The 21,757-nt window shown below is 67.6% G+C and carries 12 protein-coding genes and 1 pseudogene; 3 read left to right on the plus strand and 10 right to left on the minus strand.

Annotated elements, in window-relative coordinates:
• The 7 genes from ABZW16_RS35735 to cobC all read right to left on the minus strand — a co-directional run.
• A partial coding sequence (locus ABZW16_RS35735; protein ID WP_354960546.1) for an amino acid adenylation domain-containing protein occupies window positions 1-7,028 on the minus strand: 7,028 nt, incomplete at its 3' end.
• A 183-nt stretch (window positions 7,029-7,211) separates the two neighbouring features.
• Window positions 7,212-9,686: an FAD-dependent monooxygenase gene (locus ABZW16_RS35740; RefSeq protein ID WP_354960547.1), complete on the minus strand. Its 2,475-nt coding sequence runs from the start codon at window positions 9,684-9,686 to the stop codon at window positions 7,212-7,214.
• Between the two features lie 313 nt (window positions 9,687-9,999).
• A complete protein-coding gene (locus ABZW16_RS35745) occupies window positions 10,000-11,286 on the minus strand; it encodes a bifunctional RNase H/acid phosphatase (RefSeq protein WP_354960548.1) in 1,287 nt (428 codons plus the stop codon).
• 94 nt (window positions 11,287-11,380) lie between these two features.
• Window positions 11,381-12,118, minus strand: coding sequence for a C4-type zinc ribbon domain-containing protein (locus ABZW16_RS35750; protein WP_354960556.1), 738 nt, complete (start codon window positions 12,116-12,118; stop codon window positions 11,381-11,383).
• 409 nt (window positions 12,119-12,527) lie between these two features.
• Window positions 12,528-13,172: a hypothetical protein gene (locus ABZW16_RS35755; RefSeq protein WP_354960549.1), complete on the minus strand. Its 645-nt coding sequence runs from the start codon at window positions 13,170-13,172 to the stop codon at window positions 12,528-12,530.
• 133 nt (window positions 13,173-13,305) lie between these two features.
• On the minus strand, window positions 13,306-14,427 hold the full coding sequence (locus ABZW16_RS35760; RefSeq protein ID WP_354960550.1) for a Nif3-like dinuclear metal center hexameric protein: 1,122 nt from the start codon (window positions 14,425-14,427) through the stop codon (window positions 13,306-13,308).
• A gap of 54 nt (window positions 14,428-14,481) precedes the next feature.
• A complete protein-coding gene (cobC, locus tag ABZW16_RS35765; RefSeq protein WP_354960551.1) occupies window positions 14,482-15,519 on the minus strand; it encodes an Rv2231c family pyridoxal phosphate-dependent protein CobC in 1,038 nt (345 codons plus the stop codon).
• A gap of 44 nt (window positions 15,520-15,563) precedes the next feature.
• Here cobC and ABZW16_RS35770 point away from each other — a divergent pair.
• A pseudogene (locus ABZW16_RS35770) lies at window positions 15,564-16,025 on the plus strand (low molecular weight protein-tyrosine-phosphatase); the annotation flags it as partial.
• Between the two features lie 197 nt (window positions 16,026-16,222).
• The gene (locus ABZW16_RS35775; protein ID WP_354960552.1) at window positions 16,223-17,077 is read left to right on the plus strand and encodes an SURF1 family protein; all 855 of its coding nucleotides are present in this window, start codon (window positions 16,223-16,225) and stop codon (window positions 17,075-17,077) included.
• A gap of 19 nt (window positions 17,078-17,096) precedes the next feature.
• On the opposite strand, the gene ABZW16_RS35780 is transcribed toward ABZW16_RS35775, so the two are convergent.
• Entirely contained in the window at window positions 17,097-18,008 is a 912-nt protein-coding gene (locus ABZW16_RS35780; protein ID WP_354960557.1) for a cobalamin biosynthesis protein, read from the minus strand.
• A 316-nt stretch (window positions 18,009-18,324) separates the two neighbouring features.
• On the opposite strand from ABZW16_RS35780, the gene sigJ reads away from it, so the two are divergent.
• The gene (sigJ, locus tag ABZW16_RS35785; RefSeq protein WP_354960553.1) at window positions 18,325-19,275 is read left to right on the plus strand and encodes an RNA polymerase sigma factor SigJ; all 951 of its coding nucleotides are present in this window, start codon (window positions 18,325-18,327) and stop codon (window positions 19,273-19,275) included.
• A gap of 51 nt (window positions 19,276-19,326) precedes the next feature.
• On the opposite strand, the gene ABZW16_RS35790 is transcribed toward sigJ, so the two are convergent.
• Window positions 19,327-20,847 carry a serine hydrolase domain-containing protein gene (locus ABZW16_RS35790; protein ID WP_354960554.1) on the minus strand — a complete coding sequence of 507 codons (1,521 nt, stop codon included), beginning with the start codon at window positions 20,845-20,847 and terminating at the stop codon, window positions 19,327-19,329.
• Window positions 20,848-20,885: 38 nt separating this feature from the next.
• Window positions 20,886-21,757: alanine dehydrogenase (gene ald / locus ABZW16_RS35795; RefSeq protein WP_354960555.1), on the minus strand; the 872-nt coding region annotated here is incomplete at its 5' end.

Here is a 21,757-nt window from a genome sequence, read left to right on the forward strand (position 1 = left end):
TGCGCGATATCGACACCGGGCGGCAGGCCCTGTTCGGCCCGCAGCAGGGTGATATCGCGGTCATAGGGTTCGAGCCGGTACTCCAGCAGCGCCGTGTAATTGGCGTAGAACACGTCATAGAGCCTGCGGATGGCCTGCGGTGAGCTGTCGGCGGGCAGGATCGCGGATCTGATCGCCTCGGCGAGCATTGCCTCGAACAGTTCCTCGGAACCGTGCACATCGGGTTCGAAATCGACGAGTGCGGCCTGATTTCCGCGGGCGTACCACAGCAATTCATTGAAGAACCAGCGGATGAGCTGCTCCTCGGCGATCGGTTCGCGGGCCTGCTGCCGCAACGCCATGGTATCGAGCAGCGTCACGCTGGCCACTTCGTGTTCGGGCAGCTGACGCGCCATTTCGAGAGCGACATTGCCGCCGAAGGACCAGCCCGCCAGGTGGTACGGCCCCTCGGGGTGCACCCGACGCACCGCCGCCAGATAGGACTCCGCCATCGCGACGATCGACTTCTCCGGCGCGCTGCCCGGGTCCGCTCCGGCGGCCTGCAGGCCGTAGATCGGCCGATCCGGATCGAGATAGCGGGAAAGGGCCAAGTAGCACAGCACATTTCCACCGATCGGATGCACCAGGAACAACGGCGGCTTATGACCGCCGACGCTGATCGGCACCAGGGGGTCGAAGGTGCGCTGGGTATTGCCGGAGCGGATCAGCGCCGCGAGTTCGGTGGCCGTCGGCGCGCCGATGAACGAATCCAGCGGCAACTCGACGCCGAATCGCCGGGACAGCCCCATCACCACCCGCATGGCGCCGATGGAGGTGCCGCCGGAGGCGAAGAAGTCGTCGTCGAGTCCGATCGAACGCAGACCGGCGTATTCGGCCAGCAGTTCGACGGCGGTGCGTTCGTATTCGTCGGCCGGTTCCCGCTGCGCGGCAACCGATTCCGGTACGGCATCGACGATCGAGCGCAGTACGCCGTCGTCGCGCTTACCACTCGGCGTGCGGGGCAGTTCGTCGAGGAAGACGAACCGGGACGGCACCATATGCGCGGGCAGTACCCCGCGCAGATCGTGGCGCAGCGCGGCCAGATCGGTCTGCTCGGCGTCGCCGACCAGGAATGCGATCAGGGCACCATCGATTCCACCGAAACCCCGTGCCACCACGGCCGCTTCGGTGATGGCCGGGTACTTCTCGGCCAGCCCGAGAATGCACAGCTCCACCTCGGCGGGCTCCACCCGGAACCCGCGGATCTTCACCTGGCTGTCACTGCGGCCGAGGCAGACCAGATCGCCGGAGGCCAGCCGGACACCGAGATCGCCGGTGCGGTAGAGGATCGCGCCGCCGTGCGCGGCCACGAAACGCTGCGCGGTCAGTGCTGCCCGGCCCTGGTAGCCGAGTGCGAGGGAACGACCACCCAGGTAGATCTCACCGATCACGCCATCGGCCACCGGGCGCAGTGCGCCGTCGAGCAATTCGACGGTATCACCGTCGACCGGGCGGCCGATGGGCGGCAGCGACGGATAGTCATCGGGCGAGCCGGTCAGCGTGCAGGTGGTCGCGACGTGGGATTCCGTTGGGCCGTACTGGTTTTCCAGCAGCAGGCCGGGCACCACCTCGCACAGAGCGCGGATCTCGTCGGTGATGCGCAGCTGTTCACCGGAGGAGGCGAGCACCTTCAGATCGACCGGGAACATCCGTCGGGCCAGCACGGCTTCGGCGAAGGCCTGCAGTGCGACGTAGGGCAGGAACAGTCGCTCGATTCCCTCCGCGACAACGGTATTCAGCAGTTCCTCGACATTGGAGCGCAGATCCACCGAACTGACCCGCAGCGTGGAACCCGCGGCCAGGGTGGTGAAGATCTCCTGGAACGACACGTCGAAACTCAAGGGCGCCAATTGCAGTGTGCTGGCCAGGTCCATGCCCGATGCGCTGCGGTTCTGCCAGTCCACCAGTGTGGTCAGCCCGCGGTGCGGCATGGCGACACCCTTGGGTTCGCCGGTGGAGCCGGAAGTGAACAGCACATAGGCAACCGCATCGGGTGAGATATGTTCCGGGGCAGCGGCTTCCGCGCGACTGTCCGCGGCCGTCGAGTCGAACAGGTCGGCGGTATCCAACACCAGCGCGGCATTGTCGACGATATCGGCGTAGTCGGCGTCGGCGATCACCCGGTGCGGGTCGGCGCGGTCGATCATCAGGTTCAGCCGGGACCGCGGATAGCTGACATCGAGCGGCACGCAGGCCGCGCCGAGCCGCATGAGCGCGAGTACCAGCAGTACCAGCTCCGGGCGACGGCCCATCAGAATGCCGATGCGATCGCCGGTCCGAATGCCGAAGCCGCTGAGCCGCCGAACAAGTCGATCGCTGCGTTCGATCAGTTCGTCGTAGGTGATGCCGGATTCGTCGCCCTGTACGGCGACCGTATCCGGATTGAGTGCGGCCGCGTCGGCGACCAGCGTGCCGACATCACGGGCCGTCGCCGGACCGGTGCTGCGATCGATTGCGGCATCCGGATCCGCGACGATGCTCGCCAGCATGCGCAACTGGGTGACCGCGACGGTTTCGCACTGATCCCTGGTCAGCGTGTGATCGCCATTGACCCGCACCCACATTCGGCCGTCCCGTGGATCGTTGGCCACGGTCACCAGGAGCTGGAAGTTGGTGTCCTCGCGAACGTCGAAATCGCGCAGTGCGACGCCGTCCGCGCCGACAATCGGTGCGAAGAGGTGATAGTTGATGAAGTTGAACGCCGTCTCGAAGGCGGGGGCGCCATCGGCCAGCATCGACCGCAGCGGATAGCGCCGGTGCGGATACGCCTCGCGCTCCCGGCGCGCGATCTGGTCGACGGCCGCGCGCCAGGTGGTCGCGGTATCGTCCAGCCGCATCGGCAGGGTGTTGAGGAAAAGGCCCGCAATGCTTTCCGCGCCCGCCCGGTCCGGACGGCCGTGGCTGACGACGCCGGTGGTGATATCGGCGCGGCCGGTCACCGTGCGCAGCGTCAGGCAGTGCGCCGCCAGGTAGACGGCCTTCTCGGGCACCTGGTGCCGGGCGGCGAAGGCGGTCACCCGCTCGGCGAGCCGGCGCGGCACCACCGCACTGGCCCGCGGTTCCTCCGCCCCGGCACCCCTGTGCACACCCAATGCGGTCAGTGCCGTCGGTTCGGCACCGGCCAGCGCCTCCCGCCAGAACGCACGGGCCGAATCATCGTGCGCCGCTGCGATTTCGGCCTGTGCGTATTCGGCGAGCACGGTGGTCGCATGCGGGGTGTCATCGATACCGGTTTCGATCAGCCCCAACATGTTCAGATAGTCGAGCAACAGCTCGAGCACCGCGGTCGCGACGCTCCACCCGTCGAGGATCGCGTGATGGAAACTGAGCACCAGATCGACGGTCTGGCCAGCACTTTCGAGCGGACGTAGGAACACCCGCACGGCATGCAGCGGTGCGCGGGTGAGGTCGTAGTGGGCGTGCCTGCGCTCTTGGGTGTAGTCCTCGACCTCTTGATCGGCGAGTACCGGATCGAGATCGGAGATATCGACGATCTCCAGGTCGTATTCGATCGCGGTGTGCACGACCTGTAGCGGCACCGAGTACTTGCTCAGCTCGAACGACGAGCGCAAAGCGGGCTGACGGCGCACCAGCCGGTCGAATGCGGCGCGGAATCGCGCGACATCCCATGGCATTTCGAGGCGGTAGCGGAAGACGTCCTTGTAGGTCACCGAATCGGCGCGCTCGATGCTGTGGAACAGCATGCCGAGCTGCAGGGCGGTGGCCGGGAATGCGTCCTCGGCCTGGTGCAGCGCGGCGCGGTCGATCAGCGGCACCGTCTCCAGTGCGGTGACGATCCGAATCCGGTTGCCGTCCGGACCATCCGAGACGATCCCGGCCAGTTCGGCAATGGTCGGATGCTGATAGAAGGCGTCCACATCGAAGTACATCCCGGCCCGCTCGGCGGCGGTGCGCACAGATAGCGCGAGTATCGAGTCGCCGCCGTGGGTAAAGAAGTTGTCGTGTACACCGATGGAGTCGATACCGAGCACGGTCCGCCAGACCTGTGCCAGCTCGGCCTCGACCGGTGTGCGCGGTTCGACCGCGCCGATGACGTCCACCTGCTCGGCGGTCGCCGCCTCGCGGGCCAGCGCTTTGCGGTCGGCCTTGCCATTGCGCGTCAACGGAATCCGGTCCACCCGCAGCAGCCGGGTCGGAATCATATAGCGGGGCAGGCGGGTCGCGATCTGTTCGGCGATCTCCTCGCCGGTCACCGCATCGCCGACGAAGTAGCCGACCAGGTGCAGTCCGTGGGTGTCGGACTGCTCGTCCACCACGGCCGCGGCGCGTACGCCCCGGCAGCCGAGGATCGCGTTCTGTACCTCGCCGAGGGTGATCCGATTGCCGCGGATCTTCACCTGGTCGTCGAAGCGGCCCAGATACTCCAGGCTGCCATTGGCCAGCCAGCGCGCCAGATCGCCGGTGCGGTAGCGGCGGCGGCCGGGCACGGACAGGTCGTCGACGAAGGCGGCGGCGGTCAGATCGGGGCGGCCGCGATATCCGCGGGCGAGGCCGACACCGGCGATATTGAGTTCACCGGGCACCCCGATGGGCATGCGGCGTCCGGATTCATCCAGGACCAGCAGATCGATATTGTCGATCGGACGGCCGATGGGCACCACATCGAGCGCATCGCCGGTGTCCGGGCAGTCGAAATACGAGACATCGACGGTGGCTTCGGTCGGGCCGTAGAGGTTCACCAGCTGCGGCGGCCGCTGGCCCACCGCGGTGAAGGCCGCGTGAAAGCGGCGGACCAGGGCGGGCGGCAGCGCCTCACCACTGCAGAACACCCGGCGCAGACCGGCGATGCGCGGCACGATCGTGCGATCGGCCGCCAGCTCGTCCACGAATGCGGCCAGCATGGACGGCACGAAATGGATGACCGTCACCGCATGCGCCTCGATGGCATCGGCGATGCGGCGCGGGTCGCGCTCGCCGCCGACCTCGAGCAGTGCGACCTCGGCCCCGGTGATGGCCCACCAGAACAACTCCCACACCGACACATCGAAGGTGACCGGCGTCTTCTGCAGGATGACATCGTCGGCGGCCAGTGGATAGCGGCGCTGCATCCAGGTCAGCCGGTTGACCACCGAGCGGTGTTCGATCATCACGCCCTTGGGCACGCCGGTCGAGCCCGAGGTGTAGATCAGATAGCTCAGATCGTGTGGATGCGAGACGTTTTCGACGCTGCCGGGCACGGTGTCGGACACCGTGACGCGGGTGACGCCCAGGTCAGCGTAGACCCGCGCATGCTCGCGTCCGGCGACCACGAACCGCGCATCGCAGTCCGTGAGCACCGTCTCGATGCGCGCCGCCGGATAGTCAGGATCGAGCGGCACATAAGCGCAACCGGCGCGCAGGATGCCGAGCACCGCGATCAACATATCCGTCGAACGGGGCAGGACCACCGGAATGCATTCGTTCCCGGTGGCGCCGAGCTCGTGCAGCCGGGCCGCGAAACCATCCACCAAACCGGACAATTGGGCGTAGGTCAGCCGCTGTTCACCGGAACCGGCGGCGGGCACGATGGCCACCCGATCCGGATGCGCGGCGGCCTGTTCGGTGAAGAGCCGATCGATGGTGGTGTAGGGGAACTCGTTGCGTGGCCCCACCTCGAGGGCCGCCACGTCGGCACGCATCCGCGGCGACAGCAATGGCAGCGCACCCACCGGGGTCTCCGGCCGGTCCAGCGATGCGGTCACCAGCTCACCGACGCCGCGCAGCGCCGATTCGATCGGGAAGCTCGCGTCGAAAACGTCCTTGTCGTAGAACAACTGGAGGCTGATCGAGCCGTCCCTGCCGTTCTCCGCGGTGACGATGGTCAGCGCATTGGTCACCGAACCCGGATTGTGCACCGTCCACTTCGAGAGCAGCTCGTGGACATAGTCGGCATCGGGCAGTTTGGTGTGGGAGAAGGCGACGTCGTACAGCGGCGGCGCGGCCGGATCCGGATTCAGCGCACGGGTCAGCTCACCGTAGGGGAATCGCTGATGCTTCTTCAGCTTCCGAATCTGCTGGGTCACCTGCTGCGCGATTGCCGCGAGCGGCACGTCCCGGTCGACGCGCACCGGCAGCGGCACGACATTGGCTCGGTGCCCCTGCGTGCGGTACGTCTCCGCGGAATGCCGGTTCAGCATCGGGCAGCCGATCACCACCTGGTCGGTGCGGTGGATCGTCGCGAGATAGGTCGCCACCGCGGCGGTCAGATAGGCGAAGACGGTCACGCCGGTGGCGCGGACACGGTCGAGGTACTCCCCCGAAATCATCGTGCTGTAGTGTCCGCGTGCGATTCTCGGCGAGTTGGTCCGGTTGTCGAACAGCGCGGGCTCGACACCGTCGAGTGCCGCCAGCAGTCCGTCGCGGTCGGCCTGGTACTGCTCGGAGGCCCGGTATGCCTCATCGTCCTCGATGATCCGCCGGTAGGTGGCCACCGAACGATCGGTGTGCTCGTTGGCGGGTTCCGGTACCGCGAGCTGGTCGAGTGGTACGTCTTTCAGCTTGTAGCTGGTATCGAGCGTGGCGATGACCGGATTCATGCCATAGCCGTCGGCCAGTGCGTGATGCACCGAGATGTACAGGAAGAACCGGTCCGGCCGGTCCACCACCGCGGCCAGCCGGGCGGGCCGCTCCGGCCGCTCCGGCGCGCCGACCTCGCGCCACAGCCACTCCTGAGCCGCGGTCTCCGGATCGGGCGCACCGGTGAGATCGATGACCTCGACCGGCGGAATGTCATCGGAAATCCATTGGCGGAACTCGCCGTTGTCGAACGCGAAGCGCAGTCGCAGCGCGTCATCGCTCATCAGGGCCCGCCGCCAGCAGGCCTGCAACCGCTCGATATCCAGCGGCTCATCCATGCGCAGGCTATAGGTCTGTTGGGCAACGGGTTCGGGCGCCAGCCGGAATGCCAGGCCGAGCACATCGCGCTGATACGCGCTGACCGGCCAGGCCTCGGTGGATCTTTCCGGGGTTGCGCTGATTTCGGACGTCACAGTCACTCCTATCGCGACGATCGCGGCACATACCGTGCGCAAACCTGTCCAGGACCCACCCCTGTCGACGCCGAACGCAAAGCAGTTACCACTTGTATCCAGTTTTCAGATAGCGCGAATTACCGGCATCGCCCTCGATACCGGGATTCGCGGTCTATGGGCGGGCGCGGACGGCCCGCATTGTCAGATCACCGACAGCAGTGCGCGCACACTCTCATCGGCGAGACGTTCCGCGCGCTCGCGAGATATCGCGGGCTCGACATAGCCGAGGTTGAACGACAATTCGCCGTGCGTGGCATTGGCGGTGGCCATGGTGAAGCCGCTCACCGACATGCCGGAGACGAATTGCGCGCCCGACAGCTGCCAGGAGCCGATCTTGTCCGGGAACGAGTAGCGGCCCAGGTAGGTCATGCACAGGTGGCCCGGACCGCGGGTGTCCATCAGCTTGACCGTGGATGCGCTGGCGGCCACCGACTTCGGTGCGGCGACCTGCAACAGGTTCAGTGCCGCGAGGTGATCGCGACGATCCATCCGCGCGCCGTACTCGCGCTCGATCTCGCCGGCGATCTGCCACAGCGAGGCCCATGGCGCGTACTTCGCCGGAGTCGCGATCATGCCCTGATAGGTCCCGACCTCGGTATCGGCGACCGCACCATCGAGGTGGTCGCGAAAGTTCACCGAACTGCCGACGGTGTACCAGGATTCCTTATAGGTGCCCGACTCTCGGGCCGCCGCGATGAGCAGCGCCGCGGAGAGCGCGGCCTGCAGGCCGACACCATTGCGCTCGCAACCGGCGCTCAGTGCGTCGAGTTGATCGGCGTCGAGGCTGCGGTGCACGACCCGGCTGCGCCGCTCGGCTGGCGCGGCCAATTCGGTCGGCTCCAGTCGACGCGGACGCTTGAGCTGCGACTTCTGATCGCGCAGCAGCGATCCCACGGTACGGCCGAAGCCCTTGGCGCCCTGGAACTTCGCCGGGAACAGTGCCTCCGGACCCGGCCGGACCGGGGCGGGCTCGAGTTCGGGACCCTCTCCGGCGGCGACCTGCAGCACCTGCTTTGCCACCGACATCGCGCTCTCGCCGTCGGCGATCGCGTAGTGCAGGGTGATGACCAGATCGCTGGTCTCGCCGGTGGAATCGGTGATCAGCACGGCGCGCGCGAGCGGGCCGCCGTGCCAGTCGAACGGCTCGCGCAGTTCGACCTCGTCCACCTCGGTCAGCCAGCTCTGCGCATCCGCGTTTTCGATAACGCGCAAGGGAATCGGTGTCGGCACCGGGACGAAACGCGGTGCGGTGCCGTCGGGTTCGGCCGCCACCGCGACACCGAGCAGCGGATGTCGGCGCTGCACCGCATCGAGTCCGGTCCGGACCTGCTCGGCGGTGATCGACCCGTGCACCCGCACCCGGGCCAGAATGTGCAGCGGCGCGAGCTGATCGGCGATCCAGTGCCAGCGTTCCACCGGGGACAGCGAGCGCGGCAGCCGCGCGGTCGGTCCGGCCAGTGGCGGGAACGACATCGGCTTGGCCAATTCGCGCAGGAAGAATTCGGTGGGCGCGTGCCGGAAGTAGGTGTTGCGCACCTTCACCAGCTTGGGATCGGTCGTCTGCTCGATCTTGCCGAGCGACCACGAGCCATTGACGAACATGGCCGTGCGCTCGGCGCGCACCTGCTCGTAACGACGCAGGCCCGCAACGGGATCCAGCGAGGTCCGCAGCGAGTGGGCCAGCACCACCGCGTCCTCGATGGCCGAGTTGGCGCCCTGACCGAGGCTGGGCAGCATGGGATGCGCGGCATCACCGAGCAGGGTGACCCGACCGCGGCCCCAGCCCGCGAGCGGCGGACGGTCCTGGCAGGGCACGGCGAGCACATCGGCCCATTCGGTCTGATCAATGCAGGCGCGCACCTCGGGCGCCCAGTCGGCGTAGAGCCGCTGCAGATCTTCCTTGGTCCCCTGCCAATCGGCGGCCGCATCGCCGGGCATGGTCATGGTGCCCCACCAGTAGACCCGGCCGTGGCCGATGTCATGGATGCCGAAACGCATTCCGGTGCCCCAGTAGTGGGCGGAGTAGCCGCGCGGAACGGCCGGATGTTCGAACGGGATACAGGCCAGCCAGGCGACGAAATCGCCGGGGCGCGGTTCGGCGCGGCCGTGCAGCTGCGCGCGCACCACGGAGTGGATGCCGTCGGCGCCGATCAGCAGATCGCCCTCGGCGACGCGGCCGTCGGCGAATTCGACGCGCACGTGGTCACCGTCATCGATGAACCGAGTCGCTTGTGCGCCGACATGAGTAGGGGTGTCGCCGATCGCACGCAACAGCACCGCGTGCAGATCCTTGCGATGCAGCGCGACGCTCGCCGCACCGAGGCGCTCGTCCTGGCGGTGCACCGGGAGCACCCGGATGGGCGTGCCGTCCGGGTTGTTGAAGCGGAAGGTCTCGACCTTGCCGCCGCGCTCGAACAGTTCCTCCTCGATGCCGAGACCGATCGCGCGCAGCGCGTGGATGCCGTTGGCCTGCACCGAAAGTCCGAATCCCTGGCCGCGCAGTTCGGGGGCAGCTTCATACAGTTCGACCGCGAAGCCCGCCTGTCGCAATGCGGCGGCCGTGGTGAGCCCTCCGATCCCCGCACCGAGCACGACAACCTTGACCGGACTACTCATTCGAACCTGCGCTTCCCTCGACCCACTGGACAGCACAGGACGCCTTCACCTTTCGAAGCGACCACCGAGCCACGTTGCTCGTCGGCTCTCATCCCCCCGAGCAGCACTGTTCGAAGACCGATGTCATCCCCGACCAGACAGGCGGGCGGGATGCCTGTGCCTGACCGACCCGAAGCCTACCGCTATCCGCGTGTCTGAAACGTTACCGTGTGAGATTCACCCCAAAGGGGCCGTTTCGACAGGCCGAATCCGTTGCCATGCGCCATAATTCACGCTTTGCAGAAAGTAGGGATTGGTCGGATGCCCAAACCTCTCAGAGGTAGGACGTGTCGTTGACCAACCGAACCGAGGATCCGCCATCGGGATAGAACTCGGCGATAGACAGCGATGCCAGGTCCAGATGCAGGCGATACAGCAGCGACGGGCCGACACCGAGCGCGAGTTGCAGCAGGGTCTTGATGGGAGTCACGTGGCTCACCACCACGATGTTCTGGCCCGGATACAAGGCGACCAGATCGCGGCGGGCCGCCTCCACGCGTTCGCGGACCTGGTCGAAACTCTCGCCATTCGGTGCTGGCGTCGAGGGATCGCCGAGCCAGCGAGCGTGTAGTTGCGGATCTCGTTGTGCGGCTTCGCCGAAGGTGAGGCCCTCCCAGTCGCCGAAGTCGGTTTCGATGAGGCCGTCGATGACGCGCACGGGCACATCGAGTGCGGTTGCGGCGGCTTCGGCGGTGTCCCTGGCGCGGCCGAGCGGGGAGGTGACCACGGCGGCGATACCGCCCTTCGCGGCGAGCATCTTCGCGGCGCGGGCGGCCTGTTCGCGGCCGAGGTCGGTGAGCGGCGGATTGCCGCGGCCGGAGTAGCGGCGCTCGAGCGAAAGCGCGGTCTGACCGTGGCGCAGCAGCAGAAAGCGGGTCGGGCGGCCGGTCGCGCCGGTCCAGCCGGGTGCCTTTTCGGCGGCGGTCGGCGGCTCGTCGCCCTCGGCGACTCGGGCATCGGCCGCGGTCGACTGCGCGTCCCTGGCTTCGTCGATCCAGCTCGGCAAGTGCTCCTCGGCGCCGCGTGCGGAAGTTTCGTCGGTCCAGCTCAACAGTTGCTCTTCGGCATCGCGCACCTCCTCCGCCACCGTGGCGGCGACCGCCCCGGCATCGAGCAGCTGCCGTTCGGCGGCATGCACCTCGCCGATCAGCGTGCCGTCATCCATTGCCTCGTTCGCCAGCCGGTCGGCATGGGAGTTCTCGGCGCGCGGAATCCAGGTGAAGGTGACCGTGTCGAATCCGGCGACCAGCCTGCGTGCCCGGTCCGCCAGCGGAATCATGGCCGGATGCTTGACCTTCCAGCGCCCGGACATCTGCTCGACGACCAGCTTGGAGTCCATCCGCACCGACACCATCCGAGCTCCGAGCTCGGCCGCCGCCTCCAAACCCGCGATGAGCCCGCGGTATTCGGCGACATTGTTGGTGGCGATGCCGACGTATTCCCTGCGCTCGGCGAGGATCCGGATGTGATCGCCATCGAAGACGACCGCACCGTAACCGGCCGGACCCGGATTGCCCCGGGAACCGCCGTCGGCCTCGACGATCACCTCGCGCTGGGTCATTGTTCCCCTCGTCCTCTTCGACCACCCGGCCTCGTTGGACCGCCCGCCGCCGGTAGCGGAACCGACGCGGGTACTGATACCCGCACCGGAAACCTCACAAACCCGACTCTTTGGTACGCACCAGGATCGCACCGCATTCCGGGCACCGCACGATCACATCGGGCTCGGTTTTGGCGATCCGCGAGATCTCGCCGCGGTCCAGTTCGATCCGGCACGCACCACATCGGCGCGCCTGCAACAGCGCCGCGCCGACACCGTGCTGGCTGCGCTGACGGTCGTAGATGCTCAGCAGTTCGGCCGGGAACAACACCAGCAAATCCTTGCGATCGGCATCGCAACGCCCCTGCGCCACATCGAGATCCGCCAGCGCCTCATCGCGCAGCCGCTGCGCGTCGGCCAGATCCTGTTCGGTCTTGGTGAGCCGCGCACCGGCATGATCGTGATCGGATGCCGACGCCTCGCGGCGCTCCATCACCTCGAGCAGTTCGTCCTCGAGTACCGACCGGCGCCGCTCCAGACTGCCCAGCTCGTGCTGGATCTCCGAAAGCTGTTTGGCGCCCACCGAACCGGCGGTCAACATGCCGCGGTCGCGCTCTTCGCGCTTGCGTACTGCCTCGACCTCGCCCTCCAGCTTGCGAATATCGCGGTCGAGATCGTCGAGCAGGATCTCGACCGCCACCGCCGCATCCTTGTGCGCATTCCGCTCGGTCTCCAGCCGCGCCACCTCCTGTTGCTCGGGCAGCACGGTGCGCCGATGCGCTATCCGCGTCAGTTCGGCGTCGACAGCGGCGAGCTGGAGCAGCTTGGCCTGGACAGGTGGTTCGACATTCAACGCGGACAAACTCCTGGACACTATGGACGGATGGGGGCACGTGAGCCGCGGGGGCGGCGATACCAGTCTTCAACCGTACCCCGAATGGTGGGTGATTCGGTCCGAGGCCACGTCATCGGTTCATGCACGAAGTCGCGGCGCATATCGGCGACCGTGGCGTGAGCCACAGCGACCTCGGTCCGATCCTTCGCACGTATGTTCGATCCACGTTCGGAGGCTCGGACGGCAATTCCCGTGACGACCTTCGCCTCGCCGGTCTTCGGCAGTCGCGGCTTCCCGCCCGCGGTGACCGCGAAGCGGGCGTCACGAGTGAACCCGATCGACTGACGACTACGCGGCCCGGTCCAGAACTCGCCCGCCCCCTGACGGGCCGCCCGCGGCGGCCTTCACCAGCGCCCCGAGCTTTGCCTCAGCTTCCCGGGGCTCGGGTTTTGATGGCGTCGCGGGAGATGAACACGTCGTAGGTGCCGGGTGTGGCGATGACGGCATTGCCGTAGGCGGAGCGGACGAAGGGGTCGGTCCACCATCTGTGGTTGCTCATATCGTTGAAGAAGTCTTGATCATCGCCATTGACGAAGATCTGGTTCTGAGTGGTGGCGACGCCGTCGAGGCGCTGGCCGTAGAGGCGCGTGACCTTGTAGCCGGAGTGGAAGCCGAGGGCGTTCACCCAGGGCTTCAGTTCGACGATATTGGCCTGCAGCACCCACAGATCGCCCTCGACCTGATATTTCTCGTGCTTGTCGGGATGGTCCTCGTCGCCGTAGAGGGTGAGGTCGACCTCGAGCCGATGGTTTTGGCCCGCAACCTGACTCACCACCACATGTGCCGCCTTGATCTCCCCGCTCAACCCGAGGAAGGTCTGCATGAGCGTCACCACCCACAACAGGAGCACGGCGACGACCAGCAGCACCAGTCCACCCGCCCCGCGCCCGATCAAAACCCGCAAACCGACCTTGCGCACCATCACGAGCGCCGATATCAGCAACGCGACCGCGACCAGGATGACCAGCATCAGCCCGATCTGCACGATCCCGAAGTCCACCGGGAAGTTCATGCGGTAGTTGTACCCCGTACCGGTGCGTCGACTCAGCTGAACGGCACACCACTCCCGGCAACAGTCACGACACGCCCCGAACACGCCGCCGCACAGGATAGTTCGGGCTCGTGCGCGTTGATCAGGGTGTGCGTCACACGGTGACGCTGACCGTCCAGGGATCGGTGCGCAGCGTGGACACGCGGGTTTCGAGGTCCGGTAGCGCGGTCTGCACCACCGTCTGCACCTGTGCGCACCAAGGGAATTCGGTCGCCCAATGCGCCGCATCGATCACCGCCGGACCACCACGGCGCAGGTGTTCGTCGACCGGGTGGTGGCGCAGATCGGAGGTGACGTAGGCATCCACGCCGAGGCGCGTCACGGTATCCAGATAGGAGTCGCCCGCGCCGCCGCAGACGGCGACGGTCCGGATCATCCGGTCCGGGTCACCGGCCGCGCGAACGCCCCAGGTCGTCGCGGGCAATGCGGCGGCAACCCGAGCGGTGAACTCGCGCAAGGACTCCGGTTCGGGCAGTACGCCGACGCGACCGATGCCGAGTCCCGATGGCAGCGCGGCGCGCTCGGTGACGTGGTAGGCGGGATCTTCATAGGGATGGGCGGCCCGCAGTGCCGCCAGTACGGCGGCACGCGCCGAGGGTGCCGCGATGACCTCGAGGCGATCCTCGTCGACCCGCTGCAATTCCCCGATCGCGCCGACCGCCGGATTCGCCCCCGCAACCGGACGGAACTGCCCGATTCCCGGCACTCGGAGAGCGCAGTCGCGATAGGTTCCGCTACCACCCGCACCGGCCGCGAACAGCGCCGCCAGCACCGCATCGGCATGTGAGCGCGGCACCTGCACCACCCAATTATCCACGGCGGCTTGCGGTTTCGAATCCAATGGACCGGTGACAGTGAGCCCGAGCGCCGCCGCGAGCGCATCGGAAACCCCCGGATCAGCGGAGTCGGCATTGGTATGCGCCGCGAACAGCGCACATCCGGACCGGATGAGCCGATGCAGCAGCGCACCTTTGGGCGTATCGGCCGCGACGCTGTCGACCCCGCGCAACAGCAATGGATGGTGCACCACCAAAGCCTGTGCCCGCCAGTCGATCGCCTCATCGACCACCGCCGCCGTGGCATCCACGGCGAACAGCACCCGAGTCACCGCATCCCCCGGATCCCCGCACACCAACCCCACCGAATCCCACGACTCCGCCAACTTCGGCGGATAAGCCGCGTCGAGCACCCCGATAAGTTCCGCCAGCGTCGTCACGATCCGCCTACCTCCACTCCATCCATGTCCTGACACACCCCGTCCCGGCCGACATCAAATCCCCGATGCACGAATACCGGCGACCAGCCGATCGACCTCGGCTGCACCGCGGACGGCAACACGGATGTAGTCGGGTCCGAGTCCGGGGAAGGTATCCGCGCGGCGGACCGCAATTCCCTTGTCCGCCAAGTGTTTCCGCAGGAGTTCACCATCGGACACGCGCAGCAGCAGAAACGGCCCATCGGCGGGCGTGTGAACCTGCACTCCCAGCGCGGTCAGTCGTTCGATCATCGAATCCCGGTCGACGGCGATCGTCCGCGCACGCTGCTGGGCGGCGGCCACCGCATTCGGCTCGGCGGTCGCGATGATCGCCTCGAGTTGCACTGTCCCGAGCGGCCAGTGCGCGCGACCGTGGTTCAGCCGGGCGAGGACGTCGGGTGCGCCGAGGAAGTAGCCGCAGCGCAGGCCAGCCAACGCCCAGGTTTTGGTGAGGCTGCGCAGAACGAGGATGTCCGGATCGGTCGAGGCGGCCAACGACTGTGGTTCACCGCGGACCGCATCGGCGAAGGCCTCATCGACCACAATGATCCGGCCGGGCCTGCGCAGCGCCCGGATGGTGTCGGCGCGATGCAGCACCGACGTCGGATTGGTCGGGTTGCCGAGTACCACCAGATCGGCCGCGGCGGGCACCAGGGCCGGGTCCAGCGTGTACGGCGGTTCGAGGACGACGCGGGCGACCGGAATATCGGCCTCGCGCAGCGCCAGTTCGGGTTCGGTGAACGACGGATGCAACACTGCGGCCAGCCGGGGTGCGAGTCGGGGCAGCATCGCGAAACCCTCGGCCGCACCGGCCAGCAGCAGCACCTCCTCGGCGGTACGGCCGTGTCGGGCCGCCACCGCACGGCGCGCGGCGGATTCGTCAGCCGCGCTCGGATAGCGGCCGAGGTCGTCGAGTCGGGCGGCCAGCCGGTTGCGCAGCCAGTCCGGCGGCGCACCGCCCTGCACATTCACCGCGAAATCGAGCATGCCGGGGCGCGCGTCGGCGTCACCGTGGTGACGCAGTTTCGCGCGATCGACCTGTTCATCCGGCACGAGAAAACACCCTACGTGGCGGCTCATCAGGGCGACCGGCCAGAATGGCTGTCGTGGGTGAGTTGCACGTGTCGTTCGTCTGTACCGGCAATATCTGCCGATCGCCGATGGCGGAGAAGATGTTCGCGGTCCACCTGTACCGCGAGGGGCTCGCGGACCGCGTGCGGGTCAGCAGCGCGGGCACCGACGGCTGGCACGTCGGAGAGGATGCCGACGACCGCACCAACGCGACACTGCGCCGCCACGGCTATCCGACCGGTCACGTGGCCGCGAAATTCGGCAACCAGCACCGCGACGCCGACCTCCTGGTCGCCCTCGACTCCGGCCACGAACGCCGATTGGCCATGCTCGGCATCCCATCGGATCGCCGCCGCCTGCTCCGCAGCTTCGACCCGGACGCCGACTCCCTCGACGTCCCCGACCCCTACTACGGCGACACCGCCGACTTCGACCTGGTCCACGACCAGATAGCCGCCGCCATTCCCGGATTGTTGGACTGGGTCCGAGGCACCCTCGCCGCTCGCAACGGCACGTCCACCGATGACTTCGAAGCCGACGCGCCCCTTGGCGTCGCTATCCAAGGCCGAAGAGCTGCCCGGTCCGGTGACGACACGGGTACCCAGCCGAGCACAGCCCGCGGAGCAGATCTCGGCGAATCAGACCAGGCGGTCTCTTGCAATCCCGTCCACGACGGACACGCGTGATGCGCCGACTGACCTTCCTCCTGCGTCCGAGCTGGCTGATCCTGGCCGTTCTCGTGGCGGCCTTCGCCTACCTCTGCTTCACCGTGCTCGCCCCCTGGCAGCTCGGCAAGAACACCACCACCTCGCACCGCAACCAACTGATCGCCGATTCGGTGGACGCCGCCCCGATCGATATCACCACCGTCCTGGACGACCAGGGCACCGATTCGCACGCCGAATGGCGTCGCGTCATCGCCACCGGCAGCTATCTGCCGAACTCGACGGCGCTGGTCCGCCTGCGCCACCTCGACGGCGCCCCCGGCTACTCGGTACTGGCCACTTTCAAGCTCGACGACGGCCGCATCCTGCTCGTCGACCGCGGCCTGGTCGCCGCCGTCGACGGATCCCGCCCACCGCAGATTTCCGACCCGCCGACCGGTCCGCAGCGGATCGAGGCCCGAATCCGGATGTCGGAGGGCATCACCCCCGGCAAGGAGCCGCTGGTCCAGGACGGCTACCGCCAGGTGTACTCGGTGGACACCACCCAGGAAATGGCCGTCCTGCAGGAGCCACTGACCGCGATCCCCACCGGCGAACGCGGCGGCTACCTGCAACTCAGCGAAAACCAGCCCGGCGCCTTCACCCCCACGCCGCTGCCCCAACTCGACGCGGGCCCCTACCTCTCCTACGGCCTGCAATGGCTGGCCTTCGGCATCATGGCGCCCCTCGGCCTCGGCTACTTCGTCTACGCCGAAATCCGCGAACGCCGCAAAGAAAAGACCCTGGCGGCTCCGGAACCGACCCCGACCGAAACCCCCGCACCGGCCGCCACCAACGAACAGCGCCTCGCCGACCGCTACGGCGGCACCCGCTGAGCCGTGCGCGACCTCGGCGTCAGCGCCGCAGGACCGACCAAAGGGCAGCCGTGAGAACAGCGCCCACCTGGACTGCCTCTGACATATGCACAGCCCGACGCAGATCCGCTACCCGAGGTGCCGGGCCGTCGCCGAGGGTGGGTCTCAATTCGGTGCCGTAGCGGTATTGGGTGCGGCCGCCGAGACGGACGCCGAGCGCACCCGCCATGGATGCCTCGACCACGCCCGCATTGGGACTCGGGTGTTCGGATGCGCCGCGCCGCCAGACGCGCAGCGCGTCGGCGGGATGTCCGCCGACCATGGGCGCCAAGGCGGCGGTCAGCATGCCGGTGACGCGGGCTGGCAACAGATTCGCGAGATCGTCCACGCGGGCGGCGGCCCAGCCGAAGCGCAGGTAGCGCTCGTTGCGGTAGCCGATCATCGCGTCCAGCGTATTGACTGCGCGGTATCCGAGCAGCCCCGGCGTCCCGGCGACCGCACCCCACAGCAGTGGGGCCACCGTCGCGTCGGAGGTGTTCTCCGCGATGGATTCCACTGCGGCACGGGCCAATCCGTCCGCATCGAGCGCCTCGGGATCGCGCCCGCACAGCGATGGCAGCAATGCCCGCGCACCCGTCAGATCACCGGACTCGAGGCGATCGGCCATATCCCGCCCGGTGCGCGCCAGGCTGCGCCCACCGAGCACCGTCCAGGTCGCCAGCGCGGTCGCCACCACCCCGCCACGACGCAGCCCGATCCCGAGCGCCGTCACCGCACCGACCAGCAACACCTCGTGCACCACCCCCGCCGACCGCCGATCGGCATAGGTCACCCGCTCCAGCGCACTTGCCGCCGAACCGAATCCGGCCACCGGATGCCACCGCTGCGGATCATCGAACGCACGGTCGAGCGCGTAGCCGAGCACCAGCCCAACTGCCGTCGAGGTCCCCATTCGCACCCGGCGAGGGTATCCGGTCCCCGCCTCCCCACAACGCACGCGCCCCAGCGAACCTGGCAACATCGCGCGGACCCCGACAGTGATCGATCCATACTTCGCTGGATGCCAAGCTCTCGCCGCAGTCGGAATCCCAGGCCGGGAATCCCGCGGCCGAGCTCGCAGCGCCCACGGCGGCAACCCAGCCACCCGCGCGACCCACGCAATGCGCCACCGCGACTCAGATGTCACACTCGCTAGCCCTGTTTCGTCATCGTGATGACGACTCATAAACTCACCCCCGAGGGGGCCGGACCAACGAACGGCGAGAACAGTGACCGCAGACCAGCCCGCCTCCGAACCGATCGACCAGGCCGAATTGGCGCGGCGTTTCGAGGAGCACCGGCCGTATCTGCGCCGGCTCGCCTACAGCACGCTCGGCAGTCTCACCGATGCCGATGATGTGGTGCAGGATGCGTGGCTGCGGCTGCAGCGCCAGTACGAGGCCGGGACCGTGGGCAAGATCGAGAATCTGCGCGCTTGGCTCTCCACCGTCACCGGCCGTCTCGCCCTCGATCAGCTCGGCTCGGCCCGCGCCCGCCGCGAACAGTACGTCGGCGAATGGCTGCCCGAACCGGAGGTCACCAGCTGGGACGACCCGGCCGACCGGATCACCCAGGACGAGCGCGTCACCACGGCGCTGCTGGTCGTACTGGAATCCCTTTCGCCCGCCGAGCGCACCGCATTCGTATTGCAGGATGTGTTCGGTATGAGCGGTCCCGAGGTCGCCGAGGTCGTCGGCCGCACCCCGGCGGCCGTGCGACAACTCGCGTCGCGCGCCCGCAAGCGCGTCGAGGACGGCACACCCCGTTTCCCGGCCTCGCCCGACGAGCAGGAGAAGGTCGTCTCCGCCTTCGCGGTCGCCTGGCGCTCCGGTGACCTCAGCGCACTGCTCGGCGTACTCGATGCCAATGTCAGCCTCACCGCCGACGGCGGCGGTAAGGTCCCCGCGATCCGGCAGCCGGTGCACGGTGCCGAACTCATCGCGAAGATGCTGCTCGGCTGGTACCACGCACCATCCGCGGCGGGCGCCTGGGGCCGTGCGGTCCTGGTCAACGGCACGCCCGGTCTGGTCGTCTTCGACGGCACCCATATCGGCGTCTTCGCCTTCACCATCGACAGCGGCCGCATCACCGCCATCAATGTCGTCCGCAATCCGGACAAGTTGCACGACCTCCCCACCGAAGGCGCCCCCGACTGGTACCTCGGCCCGAACGCCGAATAGTCCACGCGGCCCGCACATCCCCATGTGCGGGCCGCCGTCCGACACCGCCGCTCAGGCAGACGCCTCGGCAACCGACGCTTCTCGCTGCGCATCTCCCCCAGATCGCTTGCGCCGCAACACGATGACCCAGACCACGCGCGCGAGGAGAACACTCACACCCGCTAGCGCAGCGATGCCGAGAAACACCACAAGAGCCGGCCACACATAGGTCACCTGCAGGAAGGTTCCGGCCCTCCCCCCGAAGACGAGCCCCGCGAGCTGCGGCAGCACAGCCAAGATCACAATCGGAGCCAGGTACGGCAGCTGCCGCAGTGCGATCGACCACGGGGGTCGAGCGGTCTGCCGGTCGGCCCACCGGCGCGATCGCAGCAGGCAGAACCCACCGAAACCGACCGTCCCGAGCGTCAACAGCGCCATGCCCCAGTCCGCCCAGATGCTCCACGGACGGTGCACATCCGGCGTCGAGCCCCGGGTCAGCTCGACCAACCCCTGCGCGATGATCCCGGGATCATCCTCGAGCGACATACCGGTATCGGCGATCACGGCAATCCCGTATCCGGTGTCGGGCAACAGCACCTGTTCAGCGGTATAGGTGAACCAATCGCCGTTGTGCGAGAGCTGTACCCCGTGATCGGATTGCGCACGCCGCCAGCCCATTCCGTAGTCGCCATCGCCCACCGCGGACGGTGTGTGCATCTCGGCCACCGCCGCAGCGGATACAACCCGCTGTCCGTCCGCCGCCAGACCGCCATCGTTCTGAGTTATCAGCCACCTGGCCAGATCGGCGGCCGTAGTGATCACACCGTGGCTACCGCCGACGAACCAATCGGGCTCCGCGACCGGTATCGCGAACCCGTACGCCCGAATGTATCCGTGCGTCACATCACCGGCCGCGCGTGCCGTATCCACCGACGTACTGTCGCGCATCCCGATGGGCCCGAACACATTGCGCCGCAGATAGTCCGCGAAGGGTTCCCCGCTGACCACCTCGACCAACCGAGCGGCGACCTGATAGTTCGGATTGTGGTAGTTGAATCGCGTCCCCGGATCGGCGGCCAATTTCGCCGTCCGTAGTCGCTCGACCGCCCCCGCCAGTGAATCCGCCTGCGGCCGCCGCAGATCGGCAAATGCAGTATCCGACATGCCCGAGGTCTGATTCAGCAGCTGCCGCACCGTGATCCGATCACCGCGCGAATCGGCCAGCCGAAAGTCCGTGAGGTACTGACGCACCGGCGCATCCAGACGCACCCGCCCCGCGTCGACCAATTGCAGCACGGCCAATGCCGTCATGGACTTGCTCACCGAGGCGATCGGCATTCTCGTCGTCGCGGTAATGGCCGAACCGGTGGAATCGTGACCGTACCCCGCGACATACACCACCCGATCCCCATGTGTAATGGCGATCGAAGCCCCCGGCAACCGTGTCCGTGAAAGGTATTCGGACATATACCGGTCCACCGCGGCCGGATCGACGCCCATCGGCGCCGCGACCGCCGCACCGGAGTACGGCAGCAGCACCAGCAGCAAGGTGATCACCAATACCGATGCCCGCCGCAGGTATTCCGCCGTCACCGATCTCGCCCTTATCATCATCTGTCCGCGTCGAGCCGTCAGCCCGCCAACCACACCGGCTCGGATATCGAATACCCGTGCGCCGCCGCGACCTCCGCCGATAGCAACCGCCCCTTATCTGCGGTAACCCCATGCGCGAGATCAGGATGCTCGGTGCACGCCTCGCGCCACCCGTGATCGGCGATGGCGCGCGCATACGGCATGGTGGCATTGATGAGCGCGAGGGTCGCGGTATGCGGCACCGCGCCCGGCATATTCGCCACACAGTAGAACAGCGAATTCGCCACGCGGAAGGTCGGATTCGCATGCGTGGTCGGATGCGAACCGGCAAAGCAGCCGCCCTGGTCGATAGCGATATCGACCAGCACAGAGCCGGGACGCATACCGCGGACCAGCTCCTCGGACACCAATTTCGGCGCCCGCGCACCGGGCACCAGCACCGAGCCGATCACCAGATCCGCGCCGAGCACCGCCCGTTCGATCTCGACCGCATTCGAAGCCACCGTCGAGACCCGCCCCTGGAACAGCGCGTCGAGTTCGCGCAGGCGCGTCAAATTCGTATCCAGCACAGTGACTTTCGCGCCCATCCCGGCCGCGACGGTTGCCGCGTTCGTACCGGCGACACCACCGCCGAGCACCACCACATCCGCCGGAGGCACCCCGGGCACCCCGCCGAGCAGCAGCCCGGCGCCCCCGAGCGGCGCCATCAGGTGATACGCGCCGACCTGGGGCCCGAGCTTGCCCGCAACCTCACTCATCGGTGCGAGCAGCGGCAGCGACCCATCCGCCGCCCGCACCGTCTCATAGGCGATCGCGGTGATACCCGACCGCAGAATCGCATCGGTGCACTCCCGCGACGCGGCCAGATGCAGATAGGTGAACAGCACCTGCTCGCGCCGCATCCGCGGAT

The sequence above is a fragment of the Nocardia sp. NPDC004604 genome (assembly GCF_040609795.1).
Lineage (GTDB): Bacteria > Actinomycetota > Actinomycetes > Mycobacteriales > Mycobacteriaceae > Nocardia.

Excerpts from the sequence above, each read along its gene's own strand:
- ABZW16_RS35775 (WP_354960552.1), top strand. The coding sequence starts at position 16,223 with ATGCGCCGACTGACCTTCCTCCTGCGTCCGAGCTGGCTGATCCTGGCC.
- ABZW16_RS35755 (WP_354960549.1), bottom strand. The coding sequence starts at position 13,172 with ATGAACTTCCCGGTGGACTTCGGGATCGTGCAGATCGGGCTGATGCTG.
- ABZW16_RS35740 (WP_354960547.1), bottom strand. The coding sequence starts at position 9,686 with ATGAGTAGTCCGGTCAAGGTTGTCGTGCTCGGTGCGGGGATCGGAGGG.
- ABZW16_RS35745 (WP_354960548.1), bottom strand. The coding sequence starts at position 11,286 with ATGACCCAGCGCGAGGTGATCGTCGAGGCCGACGGCGGTTCCCGGGGC.
- ABZW16_RS35780 (WP_354960557.1), bottom strand. The coding sequence starts at position 18,008 with ATGGGGACCTCGACGGCAGTTGGGCTGGTGCTCGGCTACGCGCTCGAC.